This is a genomic window from Salinibacterium sp. dk2585 (assembly GCF_008001035.1).
Lineage (GTDB): Bacteria > Actinomycetota > Actinomycetes > Actinomycetales > Microbacteriaceae > Homoserinimonas.
Genome location: NZ_CP042856.1, coordinates 898812 through 919467 on the forward strand (window position 1 = coordinate 898812; position 20656 = coordinate 919467).

Consider the following 20656-nt stretch of genomic DNA (forward strand, 5'->3'; position numbering starts at 1 on the left):
GCAGATGGATATCGACGCCTATGCCGCAGCGCACCGCGACGAGTGGGACGAGCTCACCCGCCTCGGTGCGAAGCGTCGATTCTCGGGCCCCGAGGCGGATGCGCTCATCGAGGGCTACCAGTCGGGCGCGACCCATCTTTCGGCCATGCGCACTGCCGCGGGCTCGTCAGTGCAGGCGGACCGCCTCTCGGTGGCGCTGTCGCGGGCGCGCCTGCGCTTCACGGGGGCGAGCAACAATGTGCTCCGCCAGCTGCCCGTCTTCTTCGGCGCGCAGTTGCCGGCGGCCCTGTATCGCATCCGCTGGCTCTCGCTCGCGGTGACGAGTGCGACCGTGCTCATTGGCGTGCTGTTCGCGTGGTGGGCGCTCGAGACGCCCGGCGTCCTGCCGGCCTTCGGCACGGAGGAGTTCCGCAGGCGGTATGCGGAGGAGGACTTCGTCGACTACTACTCCGAGCATGCGTCGTCGTCGTTTGCTGGCCTCGTCTGGACCAACAACGCGTGGATCGCGGTGCAGTGCATCGCCTTCGGCATCCTCGGCGTCTATGTGCCCTACCTCATCATCGCGAATGCGCAGAGCCTCGGCTTTGCGGCGGCCGTCATGGCGGAGCAGGGCGAGCTCGACACCTTCTTCCTCTACATCGCACCGCACGGGCAGCTCGAGTTGTACGCGATCTTCCTTGCGGCGGCCGCGGGACTGAAGATCTTCTGGTCGTGGGTCGCGCCAGGTGTCCGCACGCGCGGGGCGGCCCTCGCGCAGGAGGGGAGAGCTCTCATGACGGCGGCGGTCGGCGTCACCATCGCGCTGCTGCTCTCTGGGATCGTCGAGGGCTACATCACCCGTCTGGACTGGCCGTGGCCCATCAAGATCGGCATCGGCACACTCGTGCTGGCCGTCGTGCTCGGCTACCAGTGGATCGTGGGCGGGCGTGCCCACCGTGCCGGGCAGACGGGCGACCTCGACGAGTTCGAGGCGGGAGCGCGCCAACTCGTCTCAGGCTGAGCCGGCCCGCCAAAGATGAGAGTCCTCTCATCTGGCGAGGGTCTTCTTCTCATTCGCGCCCGCGAGCATTGGACGTCACGCACACCCGACCCGACGCAACGGCGCGAGAGGAACCCCTGTGCAGACCCACGACAAGACCCTGACCATCGTCGGCGGCGCGATGCTGAGCACCTGCCTCATCGTCGGTGGCGTCGCAGCGGTCTCCGGAAACACGCCCACGAGGCCCGCAGAGGTCGTGGGGATCGACGGCGTACGCGGGGCCTCGGAGGAGATCGCTCGCGTCGACAAGACCAAGCGCTTCCCGCAGTCCGCCACAGCTTCGGAGGAGCAGGAGGGCTCGTCGACGCAGCCGCGCCCGGCGCCGCGCGGCGCTGTGCCGGCCCTACCCGGTTCAGACAACGGGCCGGTGCGGGTTCCTCCTGCGGCACCGACCCCGACGGATGCCCGGATCTCCGCTGGGGCGAATGATCGCGCGGCTCGCGAGAGGCCGAGTTCGATCCGTCAGCAAGAGGTGCCCCATCCTCGCGACGAGGCTTTGCGGCAGCCGGTCTCCCGCGACCATGGCCCTTGGCCGCAGCAGGACCGGGGTGTGCGCTTCGAGCCGCCCCAGCAATTCCTTCCGCCGCCGGGAGATCGCGGCGCCGCCCGGCAGGCACCCGCGCCTGAGCCCCCTCCAGCTGCGCCGCCCGCGTCGCGCGGCAACCCTGAACACGGGCAAGCGCCCTGGGGCGGTCGCGATGGTGGCCACGCCGACGGAGACCGCCGCGGTCACGAGGGCCGTGGGGACGAGCGTCGGGGCGGCTCGCACGGCCACGACGGTCGAGACCGGCACGGGCATGGCGGGCACGATCGTGGCGGAGGCCGCTCGTAGCCGCCGCCATGGCGCGGCATCCTACGGGGTGGCTGCTGCGTCCGGGGCCGGTGGTTTCGGGATCACCGGCTCCGATTCTCGGGCGCCCCGGCCGAGCGCGGCCTATCCGGCTTGGCGGCTCGTGAGTCGATAGCCCATGCCGCGCACGGTCTCAAGGCGGTGGCGACCGATCTTCTGCCGCAGGTAGCGCACGTAGACATCCACAACGTTTGAGCCGGGGTCGAAGTCGAAGCCCCACACCCGGCTGAGCAGCTGCTCCCGGCTCAGCACTTGCTCGGGATGGAGCATGAACTCCTCGAGCAGCGCGAACTCCCGGGCAGACAGGTCGACCTCGACGCCGCCGGAGCGCACTCGCCGCGTCTTGAGGTCGAGCTCGAGGTCGACGAAGCTCAGGTTGTCGTTGCGGGGCGTGTCCGTCTGGGTGTCCTGCAGCCGCACGCGCACGCGAGCGAGCAGCTCGTCGAAGCGGAACGGCTTGGAGACGTAGTCGTTGGCGCCGCCCTCGAAGCCAGCGACGGCATCCTGCGCCGAGTCCCGTGCCGTGAGGATGATGACGGCCATCGCGTTGCCCTCGGCGCGGAGCTGCTGCAGCACGTCGAACCCGTCGTAGCCGGGCAGGCCGAGGTCGAGCACCATGAGGTCGAACTGTCCCGTGCGCGCGGCGGTGAGTGCCCCGGGCCCGTCGCGTTCGATCGAGACGCCGAACCCGGCCGCGCGCAGCCCCTTCTCGACGAACGACGAGATGCGGTCCTCATCTTCAGCCACGAGGATGCGTGCCATTCAGTTCTTCCTTCCCCTGGGGTGCCGCGAGTCACGCGGCAGTCGGATGACGACGCGGGTGCCAACGCCGCCGCTGACGGCGAAGGCCGTTCCTCCGTGGGCCTCGGAGATGGCCGCGACGATCGAGAGGCCGAGTCCCGACCCTTCGACACCGCGCCCCTCGTCGGCGCGAGTGAAGCGCTCGAACACCCGGTCGAGCTGTTCGGGGTCGATTCCGGGGCCGTAGTCGCGCACCCAGAGGTCGACGGTCGCTCGGCCCTCGTCATCGGCGGATGTCGCGCTTCCGATCTCGATGGCGGTGCCCGCGGGTGAGTACTTGGCGGCGTTCTCGGCGAGCTGTAGCCACGCCTGTGTCACGCGGCGGCTGTCGAGTTGCGCCCTCGCATCGGCCCGAGCGGTGAGGGCCCATTCGTGCGCGGCCGACAGCATCCGTGCCTTCGCGAAGACCGTGGAGGTCAGGTCGGCGACCGCCACCTGGTCGGCGTTGACGAAGCCTGGCACGCGGCTCTTCGCGAGCAACGCGATGTCGCCCACGAGCGTCGTGAGGCGGTCGAGTTCGTCGATCGCGATCGCCCGTGTCGCCGCGATGTCTTCCGGATGCTCTGGGTCGAGCAGTTCGAGGTGACCCCGCATGATCGTGAGCGGCGTCTTCAGCTCGTGGCCGACATCGTCGAGCAGACGGCGCTGGCTGAGGAAGCCGGCCTCGAGCCGCTCCAGCATGCCGTTGACGGTGCGGGCGAGGTCGCTCACGTCATCGCGGCCGACCACCGTGATGCGCCGTGAGAGGTCTGTGTCGGTGATGCTGTTGGCGGTCTCCCGCAGCGAGCGGATGGGGCGCAGCAGCCGGCCGGCGACCACCCAGCCGACGAGGCCGACGAGGAGGAGCATGACCGCCGCGACGACCGCGTAGGTGCGGAACGCCTGCGTGATGGGGAGGAGTTCCGCGTCGAGGTTGTAGGCGCTGACGTAGAGCCCAGAGGCCGCGTCGCCCTCGATGGTAATGGGGATGATCGCGTAGCGCAGCGTGCCGAACTCCGAGCGCACGGTCCCGAGCACGACGCGCTCGGGGTGTGACTCAGCGACGACGCGGTCGATGAAGGCCTCGTCCCTGTCGAGCCTGAACGACAGGTTCGATGAGGGCACGAGCGCCGCCCTGCCGTCGATGATGCCGACCGTGCTCTCGTTGTGGGCGGGGAGCACACGCTGCATGGCCTGCATCAGGAAGTCGATCACGGTGGTCGGGCTGTCTTGTCCTGCCTCGCCACCATCCGCGATGAACTGGAGCCCCTCGACCGTCTGCGTGAGCCGGTCATCGATGCTCGAGACGACCCGCTCCCGCTGCAGCAGGTAGGCGGTGCTGCCCGCGACCGTCATGCCGAGGGCCGTCACCAGCAGGATCGAGGTCAGGATCCGAGAGCGCACCGATCGCAGCGCGTCGACGAACCGATGCAAGCTCACGTGCCCATTATGGGGGGCATGCGCGGTGTTCTGCAGTGCTTCTTCGGGTTACAGCTGGCCAGCCGCCTTAAGCGCGAGATAGCGGTCGGCGACGGCGGGGGGCAGTTCCTGCGGTGTGCCCGTGACGACATCGCCGCCGAGCCTGCGGATCGCCGCCGACACCCGAGCCGTGTCGAGCATTGCCCGTTCCGCGGCGGCCCCCCTGAAGACGCCATCGCGATCCTTGCGCTCCCGTGAGGCCTCCATCACGGTCGGGTCGGTCACGGAGCAGACGAGCACACGGTGGCGCCGGGTGAGCTGGGGGAGCACGCCGATGAGGGCGCGCGAGTTGCCGGGGGAGTCGATCGACGTCATGAGCACGACGAGCGCCTGTCGGTTCGTCACAGAGGTGACGAGCGCGGGCACGGCGGTCCAGTCCATCTCGAGGAGCTCGGGATCGACGGGCGCCATCGCGGTCACCATGCGCGCGAGGAGCTCGCTGCCCGTCGTTCCCTGCACTCGGGCGCGCACCCTGCGGTCGTAGATGACGGTGTCGATGCGGTCGCCCGCGCGCGAGGCGAGGGCCGCGAGCAGCAGCGAGGACTCGAAGGCCGTGTCGATGCGGAGTTCGTTGTCGATGCGGGCGGCGGATGTGCGGCCACTGTCGATCACGATGACGATGCGACGGTCACGTTCCGGTCTCCACGTGCGCACGACGACGCGCTGTCCCGTGCCGGTCGCGGGGTCCCGCCTGCGGGCCGTGGCACGCCAGTCGATCGAGCGCACGTCGTCGCCGCGCACGTAGTCGCGCAGCGAGTCGAACTCGGAGCCCTGGCCGCGGATCATGATGCTCGTGCGCCCGTCCAGTTCGCGCAGGCGGGCGAGGCGCGAGGGCAGGTGCCGCCGCGAGGCGAATGGCGGCAGCACGCGAATGGCGGCCGGCTCGGCAAGGGTCGCCTGCCGTGCGGCGATTCCGAGGGGCCCGAAGGAGCGCACGGTCACGTGGTGGCTGCGTCGCTCACCGCGCCTGAAGGGTGTGAGTGTCATCCTGACGGCTCGACGTTCGCCCGCGGGCACAACGAGTCGGTGGCGACTCGGCTGTGCGCCCGCCGAGGGCTCCCAGCCGTCACGCACGAGTGCACGGATGCTGCGGCTCCCGCGGTTCGTCAGCAGCAGTGTCGCGGTCGCGGGCTCTCCAAGCCGCACGCGCTCGGGCAGTTCACGTTCGATTCGCACGGCGCGGGGCGAACCGGCGACCGCGAGGTCGAGCGCGGCGAGCACGAGGACGAGGGTGATCCACGCGAGCATCGTCGCCGTCGGGCTCAGGGCACCGCCGGTGACGATCGGCACCGCGATGACGGGGAGCACCCCGAGTGCGAGGAGGGCGGCAAGACGCCAGGAGATCGCCATCAGCCCGTCGTCTCCGCCTGCGAGGCCGAGCGCATCAGATGGGCACCCGCACCTGTTGCAGCACGGCGCGGAGGATCGAGTCTGCCGTCACGCCCTCGAGCTCAGCCTCGGGACGCAGCTGGAGGCGGTGCCGCCAGACGGGAAGCACCATGGCCTGCACATGGTCAGGCGTGATGGCGTCGAAACCGCTCAGCCAGGCCCACGCCTTCGCGGCTCCGAGGAGTGCCGTCGTGCCTCGCGGGCTCACGCCGAGCTTGACTGAGGGGCTCTCGCGCGTGCCTCGCGCGAGGTCGACAACGTAGGAGATCACGTCGCTCGTGGCGCCGACGGTCGCCACCTCCCGCTGCGCGGCGAGGAGGCGCTCCGGCGTCAGCACCGCCGTGACACCCGCGGACGAGAGGTCGCGAGGGCTGAAGCCGGCGGCACTGCGCGTGAGCACCTCGATCTCATGGCCCCGCTCGGGCACGTCGAGCACGAGCTTGAGCAGGAAGCGGTCGAGTTGCGCCTCCGGCAGTGTGTAGGTGCCCTCGTACTCGACGGGGTTCATGGTCGCGGCGACGAGGAAGGGCGAGGGGAGGGGGAGCGTCCGGCCGTCGACGCTGACCTGCCGTTCCTCCATCGCCTCGAGGAGGGCCGACTGCGTCTTGGGAGGTGTGCGGTTGATCTCGTCTGCGAGCAGCAGGTTCGTGAAGACGGGCCCCTCCCTGAAGTCGAAGTCGCCCGACTTCGCGTCGTAGACGAGCGAGCCCGTCACGTCGCCCGGCATGAGGTCTGGCGTGAACTGGATGCGCTTGGTATCGAGCGCGAGGGTGCGGCTGAGGGTGCGCACGAGCAGGGTCTTGGCAACGCCCGGCACGCCCTCAAGCAGCACGTGTCCGCCCGCGAGCAGTGCGATGATGAGTCCCGTGACGGCGCCGTCCTGCCCGACGACCGCCTTGCCGACCTCGGCGCGCACACGCGCGAAGTCATCACGCGGGCTGGCGGATGCTGCGGGCGCAGCCTGGGCTGCACTGGTCTCGTTGATCATCTGGCGATGCTCCTCTTCGGATGGTCGTGGTCGGGTCAGGGTCTCGTGGCCTCCGCCACGGCGCGCTCGAGTTCGAGCAGGCCGTCGGAGAGTTCGATCATTTCCCTGTCGCTGTGGGGGATCGTGCCAACGAGCAGCGCTCTCACTCTCTCGGGAGCCTGCCCCACGAGCGCCGCAACGAGGTCGGCGACCTGCTCGACGGGTGCCGTGGCGGGCAGTTTCACCATGCCCGCGAGTCGCTGCACCGTGCCGACGCGGAGCGCGTCGAGCGCGCGCAGGCGGGCGGATGATCGCTGGTAGAGCCGGGCGCGACCCTCCATCGTCTCGGTCGCTCGCACGGTGACGGGGAGTCGTTCGACCACGAGCGGCCCGAGGCGCCTTCCCTGGGCAACCCCGGCGGCCACGACGACGAGGATCAGTAGCACGGTGACGGGAGTGACCCACGCCGGCGTGAGTTCCGCGATGTCTGGCGCATCCCCGGAGGTGTCGCCGAGCCCGGGCACATACCAGACGAGGTGCGGATGCTCGCCGAGCAGTCCCAGCGCCAGGGCCGCATTCCCGTGCTCGGCGATGCGCTCGTTCGAAAAGGCCGCCGTCGTGCCGACGACACTCACGGTGCGCCCGGCCTCCCGCAGTTGGATGAGAGATGCGATTGAGTCACCGCTGTCGAGGCACGTCGTCACGTCCTGGGAGTCGCCGATGTGTCGATAGCCCTGTCCGTCGCCCACGACGCGCTCGGCACGCTGCACCGGGGCGAGCGAGCAGTCCGCGTCGAGCACGCCCTCCACGGCGCCCGCGTGGGCGACCTCGGGGGCAAGGGCAGACAGCACGTCGTAGGTGGGGTCGATGACAACGAGGTGCTCTGCCATCCGAGCAGCGGATGCCGCGGCATCCGCTGCGAGAATCCCGGAGCGGTCGTGCAGCACGAGGGTTGTGGCATCCGCCTTCACGGCCTCGCGGGTGTCGGCCATCGATTCCGTCAGGGTGACGGCGACGCCGCGGTCGCGCAGTACCTCGACGAGGGCCTTCGCCCCGGCTGGTCCCGGGCCCTCCGGGTCGAGAGGCACACCGAGGGGACGGCCGGCGCCCGCGCCGATGAACGCGATCATCGCGAGCGTGAGCGCGGCCACAGCGAAGACGATCCAGTAGACCCAGCGGCGGGCGGTCGCCCTCACTGTCTGTGTGGCAACCGTCGAGGGCGCGGCGCTCACGAGCGGCGCCCCTCAGCATCCGCCCCGACCGCATCTAGGCTGGGGCGGGCGGCTCGTAGGGACGATTCCAGGGCTGCGACGCGCTCGTACTCCGAGCGCGTGGCGTCCCGCTCCAGGTACCTGACAGCGTCAAAGTCGTCGGCCGAGGCGGTGAGCGCCGTGAGGTGCTCAGGGAACACGCGGCTCGCCCGGTCCGCGAAGTCCTGCGCGGTCGTGCCTGGCAGGGTCGTCACGACGGTTCGCTCCGCGAGGCCTCGGGCGATCGCGCGGAACATGTCGGTCACCGCGTCATTCCAGAAGCCCGCGCTCGCGCTGCGCTCCGCGGCGCGACGCATCGCGGCCGCGTCACGCTGGTCATCGTCGCCGAAGAGCTCGCCCGTGACCCTGCTGTGCCGCGAGAGCGCGGGCCGCCCGAAGATGAAGAAGGCGGCCACGAGGAGGGCGACGAGCAGCAGCACGACGAGCAGCACGCCGAGGCCTTGCCCGCCCGCGCCCGGCTCGAAGCGGAGGGAGCTCAGCCACTCCCAGAGCGCGGATGCGAGGCGATCGAACCAATTCGGTTGCGCCTCGGCGTATTCACGCTTCGAGAGCTCGCGGATCACCCACTCCCTGGCCTCCGGAGCGTCCGGGTCGACGGGCACGATCATTGCCAGGGAGACCCTGTCGGTGTCGCACTCCACGCCGCGCCCTGCGGCGCCACCCGCTGCGGCAGGTATGGGTCGTCGAGGCTGGCCGCCCCTGCCTCGCGCTCCTCGACGAAGCGCGAGAGATCGAGTTCGAGCCCCTCCTTGCGCATCCGGAGGTCAATGTAGATGAGTCCGTTCGTCGCCGACTGCACGACCGTCGCGAAGGCCGTGAGCACGGTCGTGATGGCCATGATGACGACATAGCTGCCGAGGAACACGCTCAACACGAGGTCGTCGTTGGTGCCATTCGGGTCGATGATGAAGATGAGCATCGGCAGCAGGAAGGAGATCGGCGTCATGACGATCTGCATCGCGACGCTGAGGATGACGGCGACGAGTGCCTGTACGCCGAAGGTGCGCCAGAAGTAGCGGTCGGTGAGCCGCCAGGAGCGGGCGATCGCAGCCCCCAGGCGCAGCCGCTCGACCATGAGGGCGCTGGGGACGAGCGACAGTTTGGTGCCGAGCCAGACGGCGACCACGAGCAGGCCGAGCCCGCAGAGCACGGCGACGGCCACCGCGAGGGCGACGCCGACGGCCCCCATCGTGACGGCGAAGAGCACGGCGATCGCTGCGATGACAGCGAGCACGACGCCGACCGCGCCGAAGATCAGCAGCATCCAGCCGATGAGTGCCCAGAACCTCCCGCGACCGCGCCGCCAGAGTTGCCGGAGGGTGAGCTTCTCACCGAGTACCGCCCGCGACACGTCGAGCACGACGACACCCTGGAGGAAGGCCACGACCGCGACGCCCACGAGGCCAGGAACGAAAGTCGAGAGGACGAGGGCAAGGACGCTGCCGGCCGAGACCTCAGCTGCGTTCTCGGCGCTGACCGTCTCGAGGCGCATGGCGGAGAGGAAGAGGGATGCGACCAGCACGCCGGCGGAGAGCACCATGACAAGGAACTGGGTGCTGAGCGCGAGGCCGAGGAGCGGGCGCGGGTTGCGTCGCACCGCCCGAAAGGATGCACTGAGCAGCGTGCCCAGGGTCATGGGTCGGAGGGGCACGAGACCCGGCTGGGAGGGCTTCATCCAGGCCGTGCTCGACGCGGTTGGCGTGGAGGGCTGCCGATACTGCGGCCCGGCGTGGCCAAGCGGCCCGACGGGTGGCTGCCAGGAGGTCGTCGCGTCGCCGCTGGCGTCGCCGCTGTCTGCGCTCATCATGACCCCCTCGAATGTGTGCCGCAGCCTTCGGCAATCATGCTGGCATACTCGACTACTCTTGTGCGAAAGCCTCACCATCCCGTGAACCATGGGGTGCCGACACTGAGACGGGACGATGAACGCTCGCATCCTGGTGGTTGACGATGACACCGCGCTCGCAGAGATGATCGGCATCGTCCTGCAGTCGGAGGGCTTCACGCCGACCTTCTGCGCCGACGGCGCCGGCGCCCTCGAGGCCTTCCGCTCGTCCCGCCCCGATCTCGTGCTCCTCGACCTCATGCTTCCAGGCAAGGACGGCATCGAGGTGTGCGCCGAGATCCGGGCCGAGTCGGGCACGCCCATCATCATGCTGACCGCCAAGTCGGACACGACGGATGTCGTGCGGGGGCTCGAGAGCGGTGCCGACGACTACGTCGTCAAGCCGTTCAACCCGAAGGAGCTCGTGGCGCGCATCCGTACGCGCCTGCGACCGTCACCGAAATCATCGAGCGACGTGCTGCGCATCGGCGATCTCACGATCGATGTCGCCGGGCACGAGGTGCGCCGAGGCGACACCGCCATCAATCTGACCCCCCTCGAGTTCGAACTGCTCCTCGCCCTCGCACTCAAGCCGCAGCAGGTCTTTACGCGCGAGATGCTGCTCGAGCAGGTCTGGGGCTACCACTACAAGGCCGACACGCGCCTCGTGAACGTGCACGTGCAGCGCCTTCGCGCCAAGGTGGAGCTCGATCCAGACAACCCGTCGATCGTGACGACAGTGCGAGGGGTCGGATACCGGGCCGGTGCCGGCCGCTGAGACCCCCGCGTCGCTGCCGGCAATGCAGTGGCGGATGCTGCGGGGCGCCGTCCTGAGCACGTGGCGGTCATCCCTGCAGTTCCGCACCGTCGCGATCACGGTCGTGCTCTCGGGGCTCGCCGTCATGGTCATCGGCACCTATATGTCCACCGTGATCGCTGGCAACCTCTTCAACTCCCGCAAGGACCAGGTCGAGGCGGAACACGCACGGGCCACCCTGCTCGCGCAGGACTACTTCACGAGCGCGCTCGCGGCCGACGAGGCGGGGCGCGTGGACTTCGACGAACTCAGTCGCGACGTGCGCAATCGCATCCTCTCGTCCACGACGAGCCCCGGCAGCACGGGCTTCGCGATGCTGCGGGCGCCGGGGCAGAGCACCCAGTTCACGATGCCGTCGACCGTCAGCCGTGGCTTCGAGTCGAGCATCCTGAGCCGCGACCTCCGCAACGTCGTGCGGCAGGACACGGGCAGGGTCTACCTCCAGTCGGTCGAGCTGCCAGAGGGAACGCCGGGGCTCATCGCCGGCTCCCTCGTGACCGTGCCCTCGGCGGGAAGCTACGAGTTCTACCTGATCTTCGACCTCGGCGAGACGCAGCGCACGCTCGACTCGGTGCAGCAGACCCTCGTGATCGGCCTCGCGTCGCTCGTGCTGCTGATCGGGGGAGTCACGTGGATCGTCGTGCGTCTCGTGGTCGCTCCCGTGCGACTCGCCGCTGCGGCAAGTGAACGCCTCGCGGCCGGCCGACTGGAGGAGCGCATTCCCGAGCGGGGCGAAGACGTCATCGCGACCCTCGCGCGGTCGTTCAACGGCATGGCGGACAGCCTCCAGCAGAAGATCACGCGGCTCGCCGAGGTGTCCCGGATGCAGCAGCGCTTCGTCTCCGACGTCTCCCACGAGTTGCGCACGCCCCTCACGACCATCCGCCTCGCGGGCGACGTGCTCTATGACCAGCGGGCTGACTTCAGCCCCACGACCGCGCGCACGGCGGAACTGCTCCACACGCAGGTCGAGCGCTTCGAACTCCTCCTCGCCGACCTCCTCGAGATCAGCCGCTATGACGCGGGCGCGGTCGAACTCGAACTCGAACCCACCAACCTCGTGCGCCTCGCGGAGGACGTCGCCGAGACCATGGTCCCCATCGCGCAGGAGCACGGCTCCGACATCACGGTGGTCGCGCCGGGCGGGCACGTCGAGGCGGAACTCGACCCTCGTCGCATCCGTCGCATCCTGCGCAACCTCCTCGGCAACGCGGTCGAACACGGCGAGGGGCAGCCCATCGTGATTACGGTCGACAGCAACGAGACGGCGATCGGCCTGACGGTGCGCGACCACGGCGTCGGAATGACCGAGGCGCAGCTTGCGCGCGTCTTCGACCGGTTCTGGCGGGCAGACCCCTCGCGCAAGCGCACGATCGGGGGCACGGGCCTCGGCCTCGCGATCGCCCAGGAGGACGCGGCGCTCCACGGGGGGCAGCTCGACGCATGGTCACGACCAGGCCAGGGAACCTGCTTCCGGCTCACCCTCCCTCGCCACCACGGTGAGCCGCTCGGCGAGTCGCCGGTCGAGCTCCCGGCGGATGTCGACCTTCCCGAGGGCGGTGAGACGGATGCGTGAGCGCGGTTCCACGCGTCGGCTCGCGGCGGTCCTCGCCCTCCTCGCCATGGCCATCCCGCTCGCCGCCTGCAGCGGCATCCCCTCAAGCGGCGATGTCGTCACGGGCTCCGAGGTGAGCCAACAGGATCCCGGCGGCGCCGAGTACATCGTCGAAGGCCCGGCAGAAGGCGACAGCATGGAGCAGATCCTGCGCGGCTTCATCAGTGCCTTCAAGGGCTCGGGCAACTACGACGTCGCGCGGCAGTTCCTCTCGTCCGGCTTCGTCAACGAGTGGGAGCCGCGCGAGAGCGTGCTCGTGCACTCCGGCAGCATCAACTATGTCGCGGCATCTGAGGACACGATGGATGTCGTGGTCGGCTCGGCAACCGCATCCGTCGACGCGGCCGGCTCCTATCGGCGGTTTAGCGCAGCCCCCTCGACCCTCCACTACGAGTTCGTGCGCGAGGAGGGGGAGTGGCGCATCAGCGCGGCCCCCAACGGCATCCTGCTCTCGGAGAGCCAGTTCGACAATGTCTTCAGCGAACACGTGCTCTATTTCGTCGACCCGGGCGGCACCGCGCTCGTTCCCGACCTGCGCTGGTTCCCGGCCGGGCCAACGGCGGCCACGCGCGTCATGTCGGCCCTCCTCGCTGGCCCGCCCGCGTGGCTCGAAGGGGCCGCGACGACGGCGTTCCCCGCCGGCACCCAGCTGACCTCACCGAAGCGCGTCGCGGTTGAGGGCTCCGTGGCATCCGTCGATCTCACGAGCGAAGCGCTGGCGGCGCCCGTCGGGCAGCGCCAGCTCATGCGACTGCAGATCGAGTCGAGCCTCGACCTCGTTACCGCCGTCAGTATCTCGGTCGATGGCAGCCCCTTCGAGATTCCGGACCCCTCGCCCGGGATGCCGCAACCCCGCTACCAGGTCGACAATCGGCCGCTCGTGCTGGACGACGGGAAATTCGGGTACTCGGCCAACGGGCAGATCTCGCCGATCGATGGGCTCAGCGAGCAGGTCGAAGCGCTGTCGCCCCGCGCCGTGACGCTCGCACGAGGAGGCGGCACGGCCGCAGTGCTGAACCAGAATGGCGTCGCTGTCGTTCGCCGAAACTCGGAGCCCGTGCTCCTCGACTCCCGGCCCGGATTGGTCGCGCCGGACCTCGACGGCTACGGCTACGTCTGGAGCGTGCCCGCCGACGCGCCCGCGGCGCTTCGAGCGCTCGCCTTCGACGGCACCGTGCACGAGATCACGAGCAACCTGCCGGCGGATGCCCGCGTCGCCGACATGGAGGTCTCCCGCGACGGTGCCCGCATCGCGATCCTCCTCGCGACCCCTGCCGGTCCGCGCCTCCTCGTCTCGGCGATCGTGCGGGGCACTGGGGGTTCGAATGTGCCGACCACGCTCGGCGTGCCCGTCATCGACACGACGGTCCCCGGCACGGATGCCCGCGGCATCGCCTGGGTCGACGGCACGACGGTCGCCACCCTGACCGCGACAGGTCCCGACGTGTCGGTCGTCGCGCATCAGGTGGGCGGGAGCAGCGAATCGCTCGGCGGACCCGATGATGCCGTGCAGATCGTCGGCGGCAACGGCGAGGCCGGCCTGCGCGTGCTCGGCGCGGACGGCTCCCTCTCCGCTCGGCGGCCGAGCGGCTGGCAGACGACGCAGATCACGGCAGACGTCCTCGCGGTGCAGCGCTAGCCTCCCCTCACAGCGCCTGACGGTGACTGCCGTCCACCGGGCCCGGTCCGGGGTCCCGCACGCGTCGCTGTCGCGGCAGGCTGGTGCAGTGCCAGACCGAACGCTCCTCGACCTCGCGCGGATGGCCGCGCTCGACGCACTCGCCGTGCTCCTGCCCGTCACGTGTGCGGGTTGCGGCGGGCCGGACAGGGCGCTGTGCGCAGAGTGTTGCACCGCACTTGACGGCCCCCTCATCCGCAGGCGGCTCAAGGCCGCCAGCGGCGAGCATCCGTCGTCACTGCCCGAGCTCGACACCGTCTCCGCCGTGGCCTATGAGGGCACGGTGCGCAGCGCGCTCCTCGCCTTCAAGGAGCAGGGCCGCACCGACGTTGCGGGGGCGCTCGCCGTGTCGTTCGCTCGTGCCGTCGAGGCGGCACTCGACGATCATCGCGGTCGCGTTCCGAATGCGAGCGGCATTGTGCTCTGCCCTGTACCGCAGGGAGCGGCCTCAGCGCGGGCACGCGGCTACGACCCCGTGCGGATGCTCGCGAGACGCATCACGGGACGTCGCGTGCCGCCCCTGCTGCGCCGCGTTGCCCCTTCGGGAACGCAAAAGCTCCTGGGCATCGAGGATCGGCTGCGCAACGCGCGCGGCACACTGCGGGCGCGGCATGCGTTGCACGGGATGGAGGTGTTGCTCATCGACGATGTCGTGACCTCGGGCGCCACCCTCCTCGAGGCGGCGCGTGCCGTGTGGGAGGCCGGTGGTGAGGTCATCGGCGCTGCCGCACTCGCGGCGACGCCCCTGCGACACGCCGAGTCTCGACCTCCGTCGTGATGTTCTCGTGACTTCCACAGCGCCCCGGGGCTACGGTGTGTGAAAGAGGCGCACTTGATCGCCTGGTTCGCGGTCGGTGCGTCGCCACAGAACCGGGAGGACGCCATGGAAATTTCCATCAACGGACGCAATGTGGGGATCACGGATCGCTTCCGTGAATACGCGACGGAGAAGGCGGAGAAGGTTTCCACTCTGCTGCCCAAGGCGATGGACTTCGAGATCAAGGTCAGCCGCCACAGCGACAGGAACGGGCAGCCTGGCGAGGACAGGGTCGAGCTCATGATCGTCGGGCCGGGGCCACTCGTGCGGGCCGAGGCTTCAGGCTCAGACAAGTACGTTGCCTTCGATGTCGCGCTCGGCAAGATCCTCGAGCAGATTCGCCGCGCGAAGGACCGCCGCAAGGTGCACCGTGGCCAGCACCGCCCCACCTCCTTGCAGGAGGCGTCCGCGGCGGGATTCAATGTCATCGACATCACACCCGCGAGTCCCGAGGTGATCGAGAAGGTCACGACGGGATCCGTTCCCGTGGTGGCCGAGCCGGAGGCGGGCGATGACGACTGGAGTCCCGTCGTCATCCGCCGCAAGGTGTTCCCGTCGGCCACCATGAAGGTCGACGAGGCGGTCGACCACATGGAGTTGGTCGGTCACGACTTCTACCTCTTCGTGGACGCGGAGACCGACCGGCCGAGCGTCGTCTACCGGCGCAAGGGCTGGGACTACGGAGTCATCTCCCTTGAAGACGAGGCAGAGGCGACGGAGGTGCGGGGCAAGCGACGCGCACGCGCCTGAGTGAACGAACGAGCGGGCATCCGGTGCACGGATGCCCGCCCGTGTCGTCCTCAGAATCGTGACGGCTAGGATTGCTACGGTTAAGGGTGCTGTGCGTGCGCGCCATCAGCTGGCGAGGGAGCCGGCCCGGGCCTGCCGGCACAACCCGACACAATCTTGAGGAGCAGATCCGTGGCTAATGTTCTAGAGCGCGTCCTGCGCGTCGGCGAGGGACGCACGATGCGCAGGCTGCAGCGCTATGCCGCCGCGGTCAACGACCTTGAGTCGGACTTCAAGGAGCTCACCGACGACGAGCTGCGCAATGAGACGACCGAGCTGCGCACCCGCTACGGCAACGGCGAGTCCCTCGACGACCTGCTGCCGGAAGCCTTCGCCGCCGTGCGCGAGGCCGCGGTGCGCACCCTCGGCATGCGGCACTTCGATGTGCAGCTCATGGGTGGTGCGGCGCTCCACCTCGGCAACATCGCCGAGATGAAGACCGGTGAGGGCAAGACCCTGGTCGCGACCCTCGCCGCCTACCTCAATGCGATCCCCTCGCGTGGCGTTCACGTCATCACGGTCAACGACTACCTGGCGAGCTACCAGTCGGAGCTCATGGGACGCATCTTCCGCGCGCTCGGCATGACCACAGGATGCATCGTGTCCGGCCAGACTCCCGCCGTGCGGCGTGAGCAGTACGAGGCCGACATCACCTACGGCACCAACAACGAGTTCGGCTTCGATTACCTGCGCGACAACATGGCGTGGCAGGCATCCGACATGGTGCAGCGCGGCCACCACTTCGCGATCGTCGACGAGGTCGACTCGATCCTCATCGACGAGGCCCGCACGCCGCTCATCATCTCCGGGCCCTCCTCGGGTGAGGCCAACCGCTGGTTCACGGAGTTCGCCGGCCTCGCGAAGCGACTCGTGCCCGGTGTCGACTACGAGGTCGACGAGAAGAAGCGCACTGTCGGCGTGCTCGAGCCCGGCATCGAGAAGGTCGAAGACTACCTCGGCATCGACAACCTCTACGAGTCGGCCAATACGCCCCTCATCTCCTTCCTCAATAACTCGATCAAGGCCGCCGCGCTCTTCAAGAAAGACAAGGACTACGTCGTCATGAACGGCGAGGTGCTCATCGTCGACGAGCACACGGGCCGCATCCTGATGGGGCGCCGCTACAACGAGGGCATCCACCAGGCGATCGAGGCCAAGGAGGGCGTCGCGGTGAAGGCTGAGAACCAGACCCTGGCCACGATCACGCTGCAGAACTACTTTCGCCTCTACAACAAGCTCTCGGGCATGACGGGAACGGCCGAGACCGAGGCCGCCGAGTTCATGAGCACCTACAAGCTCGGCGTCGTCGCAATCCCGACCAACAAGCCGATGCTGCGCATCGACCAGCCCGACCTCGTCTACAAGAACGAGCAAGTCAAGTTCGAGCAGGTCGCTGAAGACATCGTCGACCGGCACAAGAAGGGCCAGCCTGTGCTCGTCGGCACGACGAGCGTCGAGAAGAGCGAATACCTCTCCAAGCTGCTCGCGAAGCGCGGGGTCAAGCACGAGGTGCTCAACGCGAAGAACCACGCGCGTGAAGCCGCGATCGTCGCGCAGGCGGGTCGACTCGGTTCGGTCACCGTCGCGACCAACATGGCCGGTCGAGGCACCGACATCATGCTCGGTGGCAACGCCGAGTTCCTCGCTGTCGCGGAGATGAACAAGCGCGGGCTCAGCCCGGTCGACACGCCTGAGGAGTACGAGGCGGCGTGGGACGAGGTCTACGAGCGTGTCAGCGCCGAGGTCAAGTCTGAGGCCGACAAGGTCATCGAGGTCGGCGGTCTTTACGTGCTCGGCACGGAGCGCCACGAGTCGCGCCGCATCGACAACCAGCTTCGCGGTCGTTCCGGCCGTCAGGGCGACCCCGGTGAGAGCCGCTTCTACCTTTCGCTGACCGACGACCTCATGCGCCTGTTCAACTCACAGGCCGCCGAGTCACTCATGGGCCGCGGCAATGTGCCCGACGACATCGCGATCGAGTCAAAGCTCGTCAGCAAGGCGATCCGCAGCGCGCAGGCGCAGGTCGAGGGGCGCAACGCCGAGATCCGCAAGAACGTGCTCAAGTACGACGACGTGCTCAACCGTCAGCGCGAGGCGATCTACAACGACCGCCGACGCATCCTGGAGGGCGACGACCTGCAGGAGCGCGCCCAGCGGTTCCTGGAAGACGTCATCACCGACATCGTCAACGTGCACACGGCAGAAGGCCACGCCGACGACTGGGACCTCGACGCGCTCTGGGCCGAGCTGCGGCCGCTGTTCCCCATCTCGATCACGCCCGACGAGGTCATCGAGGAGGCGGGCACGCGCGGCAAGGTCACCCACGACCTCCTACTCGACGAGATCCTCTCGGATGCGAAGCTCGCCTACCAGAAGCGCGAGGAGTCGCTCGGTTCGCCCGCCATGCGGGAGCTCGAGCGTCGCGTCGTGCTCTCCGTCATCGATCGCCGCTGGCGCGACCACCTCTACGAGATGGACTACCTCAAGGACGGCATCGGCCTGCGGGCGATGGCCCAGCGCGATCCGCTCGTCGAGTACCAGCGCGAGGGCTTCGCGCTCTTCCAGACGATGATGGACCAGATCCGCGAGGAGGCCGTCGGCTTCCTCTTCAACCTCGAGGTTGAGGTCACGCAGGCAGGCGCGACTGCCTCCGCGCCCGTCGTCGCGGCCAAGGGCCTCAGCGCAGGCACGCCACCCGTGCAGGGACTCAAGTACTCGGCTCCCAGCGCCGACAGCTCGGGCGAGGTTGAGGTGCGCAACGAGCGCGGACAGGTTGACGCAGCGTCGACGGCTCGCCAGCGCGCCCAGCAGGCGGTCGCGACAGCGCCGCGTGCAGCGGCGGCGGCCGGCACCCCGGCGCAGCCCGCCCAGCGCGGTGCCTTCGGGCAGACGCAGGGGTCGAGCACGCCTCCCGTCAACCGTGCCCAGCGGCGCGCCCAGGGCAAGAAGAAGTAGAGGGCGCCACGCAGCCCCGCCGTGCGGCCACGTCCCGAGCATCAGCCTCGGGCGGGGCCGCATTTGCGTTGATTTTGCTGTGTGCGTCGTGCAGCGCGGCGCCTGCCGAGCAGTCGCGCTCAGCACGGCCGTCGCCGTCACCGACCCCGGCGGTGGCGTGCCCCATCGGGGAGCCGTTGGGGAGCAACGACGTCATCGCCCGCGAAACCATCACCGACGCACTCGGTTCCTACTGCGCCGTGTCTCCCTCGCCCGACTCGCCGGCGATGCAGCTCGATGAGGAGCGCGTCCGACTGGATGCGCTCGAGACCTGGGCCTTCACGCGCGAGGAGGCGCACGCAGCGCAGAAGACGGCCGTGACCTTCCTTGTCGAGGAAGTGCTCGACTCATCGATCCTTGACACGCAGCAAAACGGCACGGTGGACGATTGGTATGCCGCGACGCCCTACCGCTTCGTTGACTTCATTCCGACGGACGGGGTCGTGCTCCACGATCGTCTGCCTCCGCTCGCGCGGGATGGTGCGCCCCGAGCATCCGAGATTCGCGTGACCGTCACGCGGGTCACGGCGCAGGGTGGCAAGGCGGGCCCGCGCTCGCTCCTCGTCGTGCTGGAAGCGGATGCGAGCTACCGGGCGCAGGACGCGGCTTCAGCGGTCGAGGCCCACGTTGACTACCAGCTCTCGTTCACTCCCGACGGCGGCATCATCGGTTACTCCTACCGCTACGACATCGCCGACTGACGCGCTTCAGAGCACGTTGATCGCGGTGGCGCGCCAGCGCGAGTCGAGCCCCTCGAGGCGGATTGCCACCGCCCTGCTGCGTGCGCGTCCGTGCACGATGACGGTTGCCTCGACGACGCCGTCTCGCGGTTCATCGGTCACGACAGTGCCGATCGTGAAGGTCGGCCGCGTGGCCTGCTGTCCGCGTGCCCTGCGTGCGCGGTCGGAGAGCACGACGCGCTTCAGGAGGTTGCGGTAGACGTCATCCGTCACCCAGCGTGCGATCTGCTGCAGGTCCCTCGCGCCGGCGAGGATCTCGACGACGCAGCGGGTGAGGTTCTCGAGCAGGGGCCGTGGGTCGGGGAGGGCAGCGGATGCCGTCGGCTGGTGGCCGAAGAAGCTCTCCGGTTCGAAGGGAACCCTGATGACCTTGCTGGGCAGCCGCTCGGTCGTGGGGCGGAGTCTCGGCGTCGCCCCCGCGGCGGGTTCGGTCGTCGCGGCTGCGTGCATGGCTTGCGTCATGAAAGGCTCCGTCGGGCTTCGTCGCCCGGCGGCGACTGGTGGGGGTATGTCGGATGCGGTCTACCCCCGTTCGGGGGTACGGAGAGACTCAAGCAGACAGCTGAGAAATAGTCCACGCCCCCGATTCGGGGCTGTGGAAAACTCCGGCTTGACGGTTCCGCCTGGCCCTAGCGTCACTGCATGCGCTGGGACAACCTCTTCGATGACCTGGAGAGCCAGCTGGAGGGCGGTCTCAGGGCGGATGAAGCCGACCTCCTCGTCGAGGAGGAGCGTCTGCGGCTCGCGCGGCTCTCGCTTCGAGAGAGGCTTTCGGCGCTCATGCATGAGGGCGGCGCCGTGCGTCTCCTGCTCGTCTCGGGGCAGACGGCCGACCTCACGCCGGCAACCCTCGGCCGGGACTGGGTCTCGGGAGAGCTCGCCACCGTCGGCGCCGCTCGTCACCACGCGATCGTGCCGTTCACCGCGCTACAGGGTGTCGCGCTCACGAGGGCTCAGGTGTCAAAGAGCATCGTCCCTTCCCCGCGCGCAGCCGGGGCCGAGGGGGAGGGCCTCTCGGCGCGACTCGGCCTTGGCTATGTGCTGCGAGATCTCTGCCGACGCCGTTCGGCCGTCACGATCTTCCTCACTTCGGGAGGGGCCGTGCACGGCACGGTGGACAGGGTCGGGCGCGACCATCTCGACCTCGCGGTGCACGAAGCGGGCGTTCCGCGGCGCGAGTCGTCGGTCTCGTGCTACCGGGTCGTCCCGCTCTCGGTCGTCGAGATGGTGCGCACGGGCTAGCGTCGCGTCAGCGCAGGCCGATCGAGAGTTCCGGGATATCGGCGAACTCGGACTGGTTCCAGAGCCCGTGCCTGCGGTTCTCCTCGTACTTCGCGTCGATGTACGACTCCAGCACGGTGCGTTCGACGCGCCAGTGCCCTCCAGCCCCGACCTTGATGGCTGGAAGCTCGCCGGAACGCACCAGGCCGTACGCCTGGCTCGCCGAGAGGTTGAGGATCTCGGCGACGTCGGCGATTGTGAGGAACCGACCAAGCGGCGCGGCCTCGTGCGCTCCGGAGCCATTCATAGATCGATTATGCGCCCGCGTCCCTGCGCAATGGGTCGTTGTGGATAACTTCACTCGTGCGCGGCCGTCCCGCAGCAC

General features: G+C 69.0%; 19 protein-coding genes. 10 read left to right on the plus strand and 9 right to left on the minus strand.

Going from position 1 to position 20656, the window contains the following annotated elements:
• Positions 1-4 precede the first annotated feature (4 nt).
• Positions 5-1000, plus strand: coding sequence for a stage II sporulation protein M (locus FVA74_RS04220; RefSeq protein ID WP_147720621.1), 996 nt, complete (start codon positions 5-7; stop codon positions 998-1000).
• Between the two features lie 118 nt (positions 1001-1118).
• Positions 1119-1871, plus strand: coding sequence for a hypothetical protein (locus FVA74_RS04225; RefSeq protein ID WP_147720623.1), 753 nt, complete (start codon positions 1119-1121; stop codon positions 1869-1871).
• 102 nt (positions 1872-1973) lie between these two features.
• On the opposite strand, the gene FVA74_RS04230 is transcribed toward FVA74_RS04225, so the two are convergent.
• Genes FVA74_RS04230 through FVA74_RS04260 form a run of 7 tightly spaced genes read right to left on the minus strand, consistent with a single transcriptional unit; the run spans position 1974 to position 9579 of the window.
• The gene (locus FVA74_RS04230; protein WP_147720625.1) at positions 1974-2651 is read right to left on the minus strand and encodes a response regulator transcription factor; all 678 of its coding nucleotides are present in this window, start codon (positions 2649-2651) and stop codon (positions 1974-1976) included.
• Positions 2652-4109, minus strand: coding sequence for a cell wall metabolism sensor histidine kinase WalK (locus FVA74_RS04235; RefSeq protein ID WP_147720627.1), 1458 nt, complete (start codon positions 4107-4109; stop codon positions 2652-2654).
• A 48-nt stretch (positions 4110-4157) separates the two neighbouring features.
• Entirely contained in the window at positions 4158-5498 is a 1341-nt protein-coding gene (locus FVA74_RS04240; RefSeq protein WP_147720629.1) for a DUF58 domain-containing protein, read from the minus strand.
• 34 nt (positions 5499-5532) lie between these two features.
• Complete coding sequence (locus tag FVA74_RS04245; RefSeq protein WP_147720631.1) at positions 5533-6525, minus strand: MoxR family ATPase; 993 nt, start codon at positions 6523-6525, stop codon at positions 5533-5535.
• Positions 6526-6560: 35 nt separating this feature from the next.
• Positions 6561-7736, minus strand: a complete 1176-nt coding sequence (locus FVA74_RS04250) for a DUF4350 domain-containing protein (RefSeq protein ID WP_147720634.1) — start codon at positions 7734-7736, stop codon at positions 6561-6563.
• A complete protein-coding gene (locus FVA74_RS04255; RefSeq protein WP_147720636.1) occupies positions 7733-8416 on the minus strand; it encodes a DUF4129 domain-containing protein in 684 nt (227 codons plus the stop codon). Before FVA74_RS04255 ends, FVA74_RS04250 begins: the two co-directional genes overlap by 4 nt.
• Entirely contained in the window at positions 8380-9579 is a 1200-nt protein-coding gene (locus FVA74_RS04260; protein WP_147720637.1) for a hypothetical protein, read from the minus strand. Before FVA74_RS04260 ends, FVA74_RS04255 begins: the two co-directional genes overlap by 37 nt.
• Positions 9580-9697: 118 nt before the next feature.
• On the opposite strand from FVA74_RS04260, the gene mtrA reads away from it, so the two are divergent.
• The 7 genes from mtrA (at position 9698) to FVA74_RS04295 (ending at position 19011) form a co-directional block, all read left to right on the plus strand.
• On the plus strand, positions 9698-10378 hold the full coding sequence (gene mtrA, locus FVA74_RS04265) for an MtrAB system response regulator MtrA (protein WP_147720639.1): 681 nt from the start codon (positions 9698-9700) through the stop codon (positions 10376-10378).
• Positions 10365-11993, plus strand: coding sequence for an MtrAB system histidine kinase MtrB (gene mtrB, locus FVA74_RS04270; protein WP_240792299.1), 1629 nt, complete (start codon positions 10365-10367; stop codon positions 11991-11993). Before mtrA ends, mtrB begins: the two co-directional genes overlap by 14 nt.
• Positions 11986-13671 carry an LpqB family beta-propeller domain-containing protein gene (locus FVA74_RS04275; protein ID WP_168220048.1) on the plus strand — a complete coding sequence of 562 codons (1686 nt, stop codon included), beginning with the start codon at positions 11986-11988 and terminating at the stop codon, positions 13669-13671. The genes mtrB and FVA74_RS04275 overlap by 8 nt, the downstream gene beginning before the upstream one ends.
• A gap of 88 nt (positions 13672-13759) precedes the next feature.
• Positions 13760-14488, plus strand: a complete 729-nt coding sequence (locus FVA74_RS04280; RefSeq protein ID WP_168220049.1) for a ComF family protein — start codon at positions 13760-13762, stop codon at positions 14486-14488.
• A 105-nt stretch (positions 14489-14593) separates the two neighbouring features.
• Positions 14594-15277 (plus strand): ribosome hibernation-promoting factor, HPF/YfiA family, encoded by a 684-nt coding sequence (hpf, locus tag FVA74_RS04285; protein WP_147720645.1) that lies wholly within the window; start codon positions 14594-14596, stop codon positions 15275-15277.
• Between the two features lie 171 nt (positions 15278-15448).
• Positions 15449-18271 carry a preprotein translocase subunit SecA gene (secA, locus tag FVA74_RS04290; RefSeq protein WP_147720647.1) on the plus strand — a complete coding sequence of 941 codons (2823 nt, stop codon included), beginning with the start codon at positions 15449-15451 and terminating at the stop codon, positions 18269-18271.
• Positions 18272-18447: 176 nt separating this feature from the next.
• Complete coding sequence (locus FVA74_RS04295) at positions 18448-19011, plus strand: hypothetical protein (protein WP_147720649.1); 564 nt, start codon at positions 18448-18450, stop codon at positions 19009-19011.
• 6 nt (positions 19012-19017) lie between these two features.
• On the opposite strand, the gene FVA74_RS04300 is transcribed toward FVA74_RS04295, so the two are convergent.
• Positions 19018-19512: an Rv3235 family protein gene (locus tag FVA74_RS04300; protein ID WP_240792300.1), complete on the minus strand. Its 495-nt coding sequence runs from the start codon at positions 19510-19512 to the stop codon at positions 19018-19020.
• A gap of 180 nt (positions 19513-19692) precedes the next feature.
• Here FVA74_RS04300 and FVA74_RS04305 point away from each other — a divergent pair, with 180 nt between their 5' ends.
• Positions 19693-20292 carry a hypothetical protein gene (locus FVA74_RS04305; protein WP_147720650.1) on the plus strand — a complete coding sequence of 200 codons (600 nt, stop codon included), beginning with the start codon at positions 19693-19695 and terminating at the stop codon, positions 20290-20292.
• Positions 20293-20299: 7 nt separating this feature from the next.
• On the opposite strand, the gene FVA74_RS04310 is transcribed toward FVA74_RS04305, so the two are convergent.
• Entirely contained in the window at positions 20300-20578 is a 279-nt protein-coding gene (locus FVA74_RS04310) for a helix-turn-helix domain-containing protein (protein ID WP_147720652.1), read from the minus strand.
• Positions 20579-20656 lie beyond the last annotated feature (78 nt).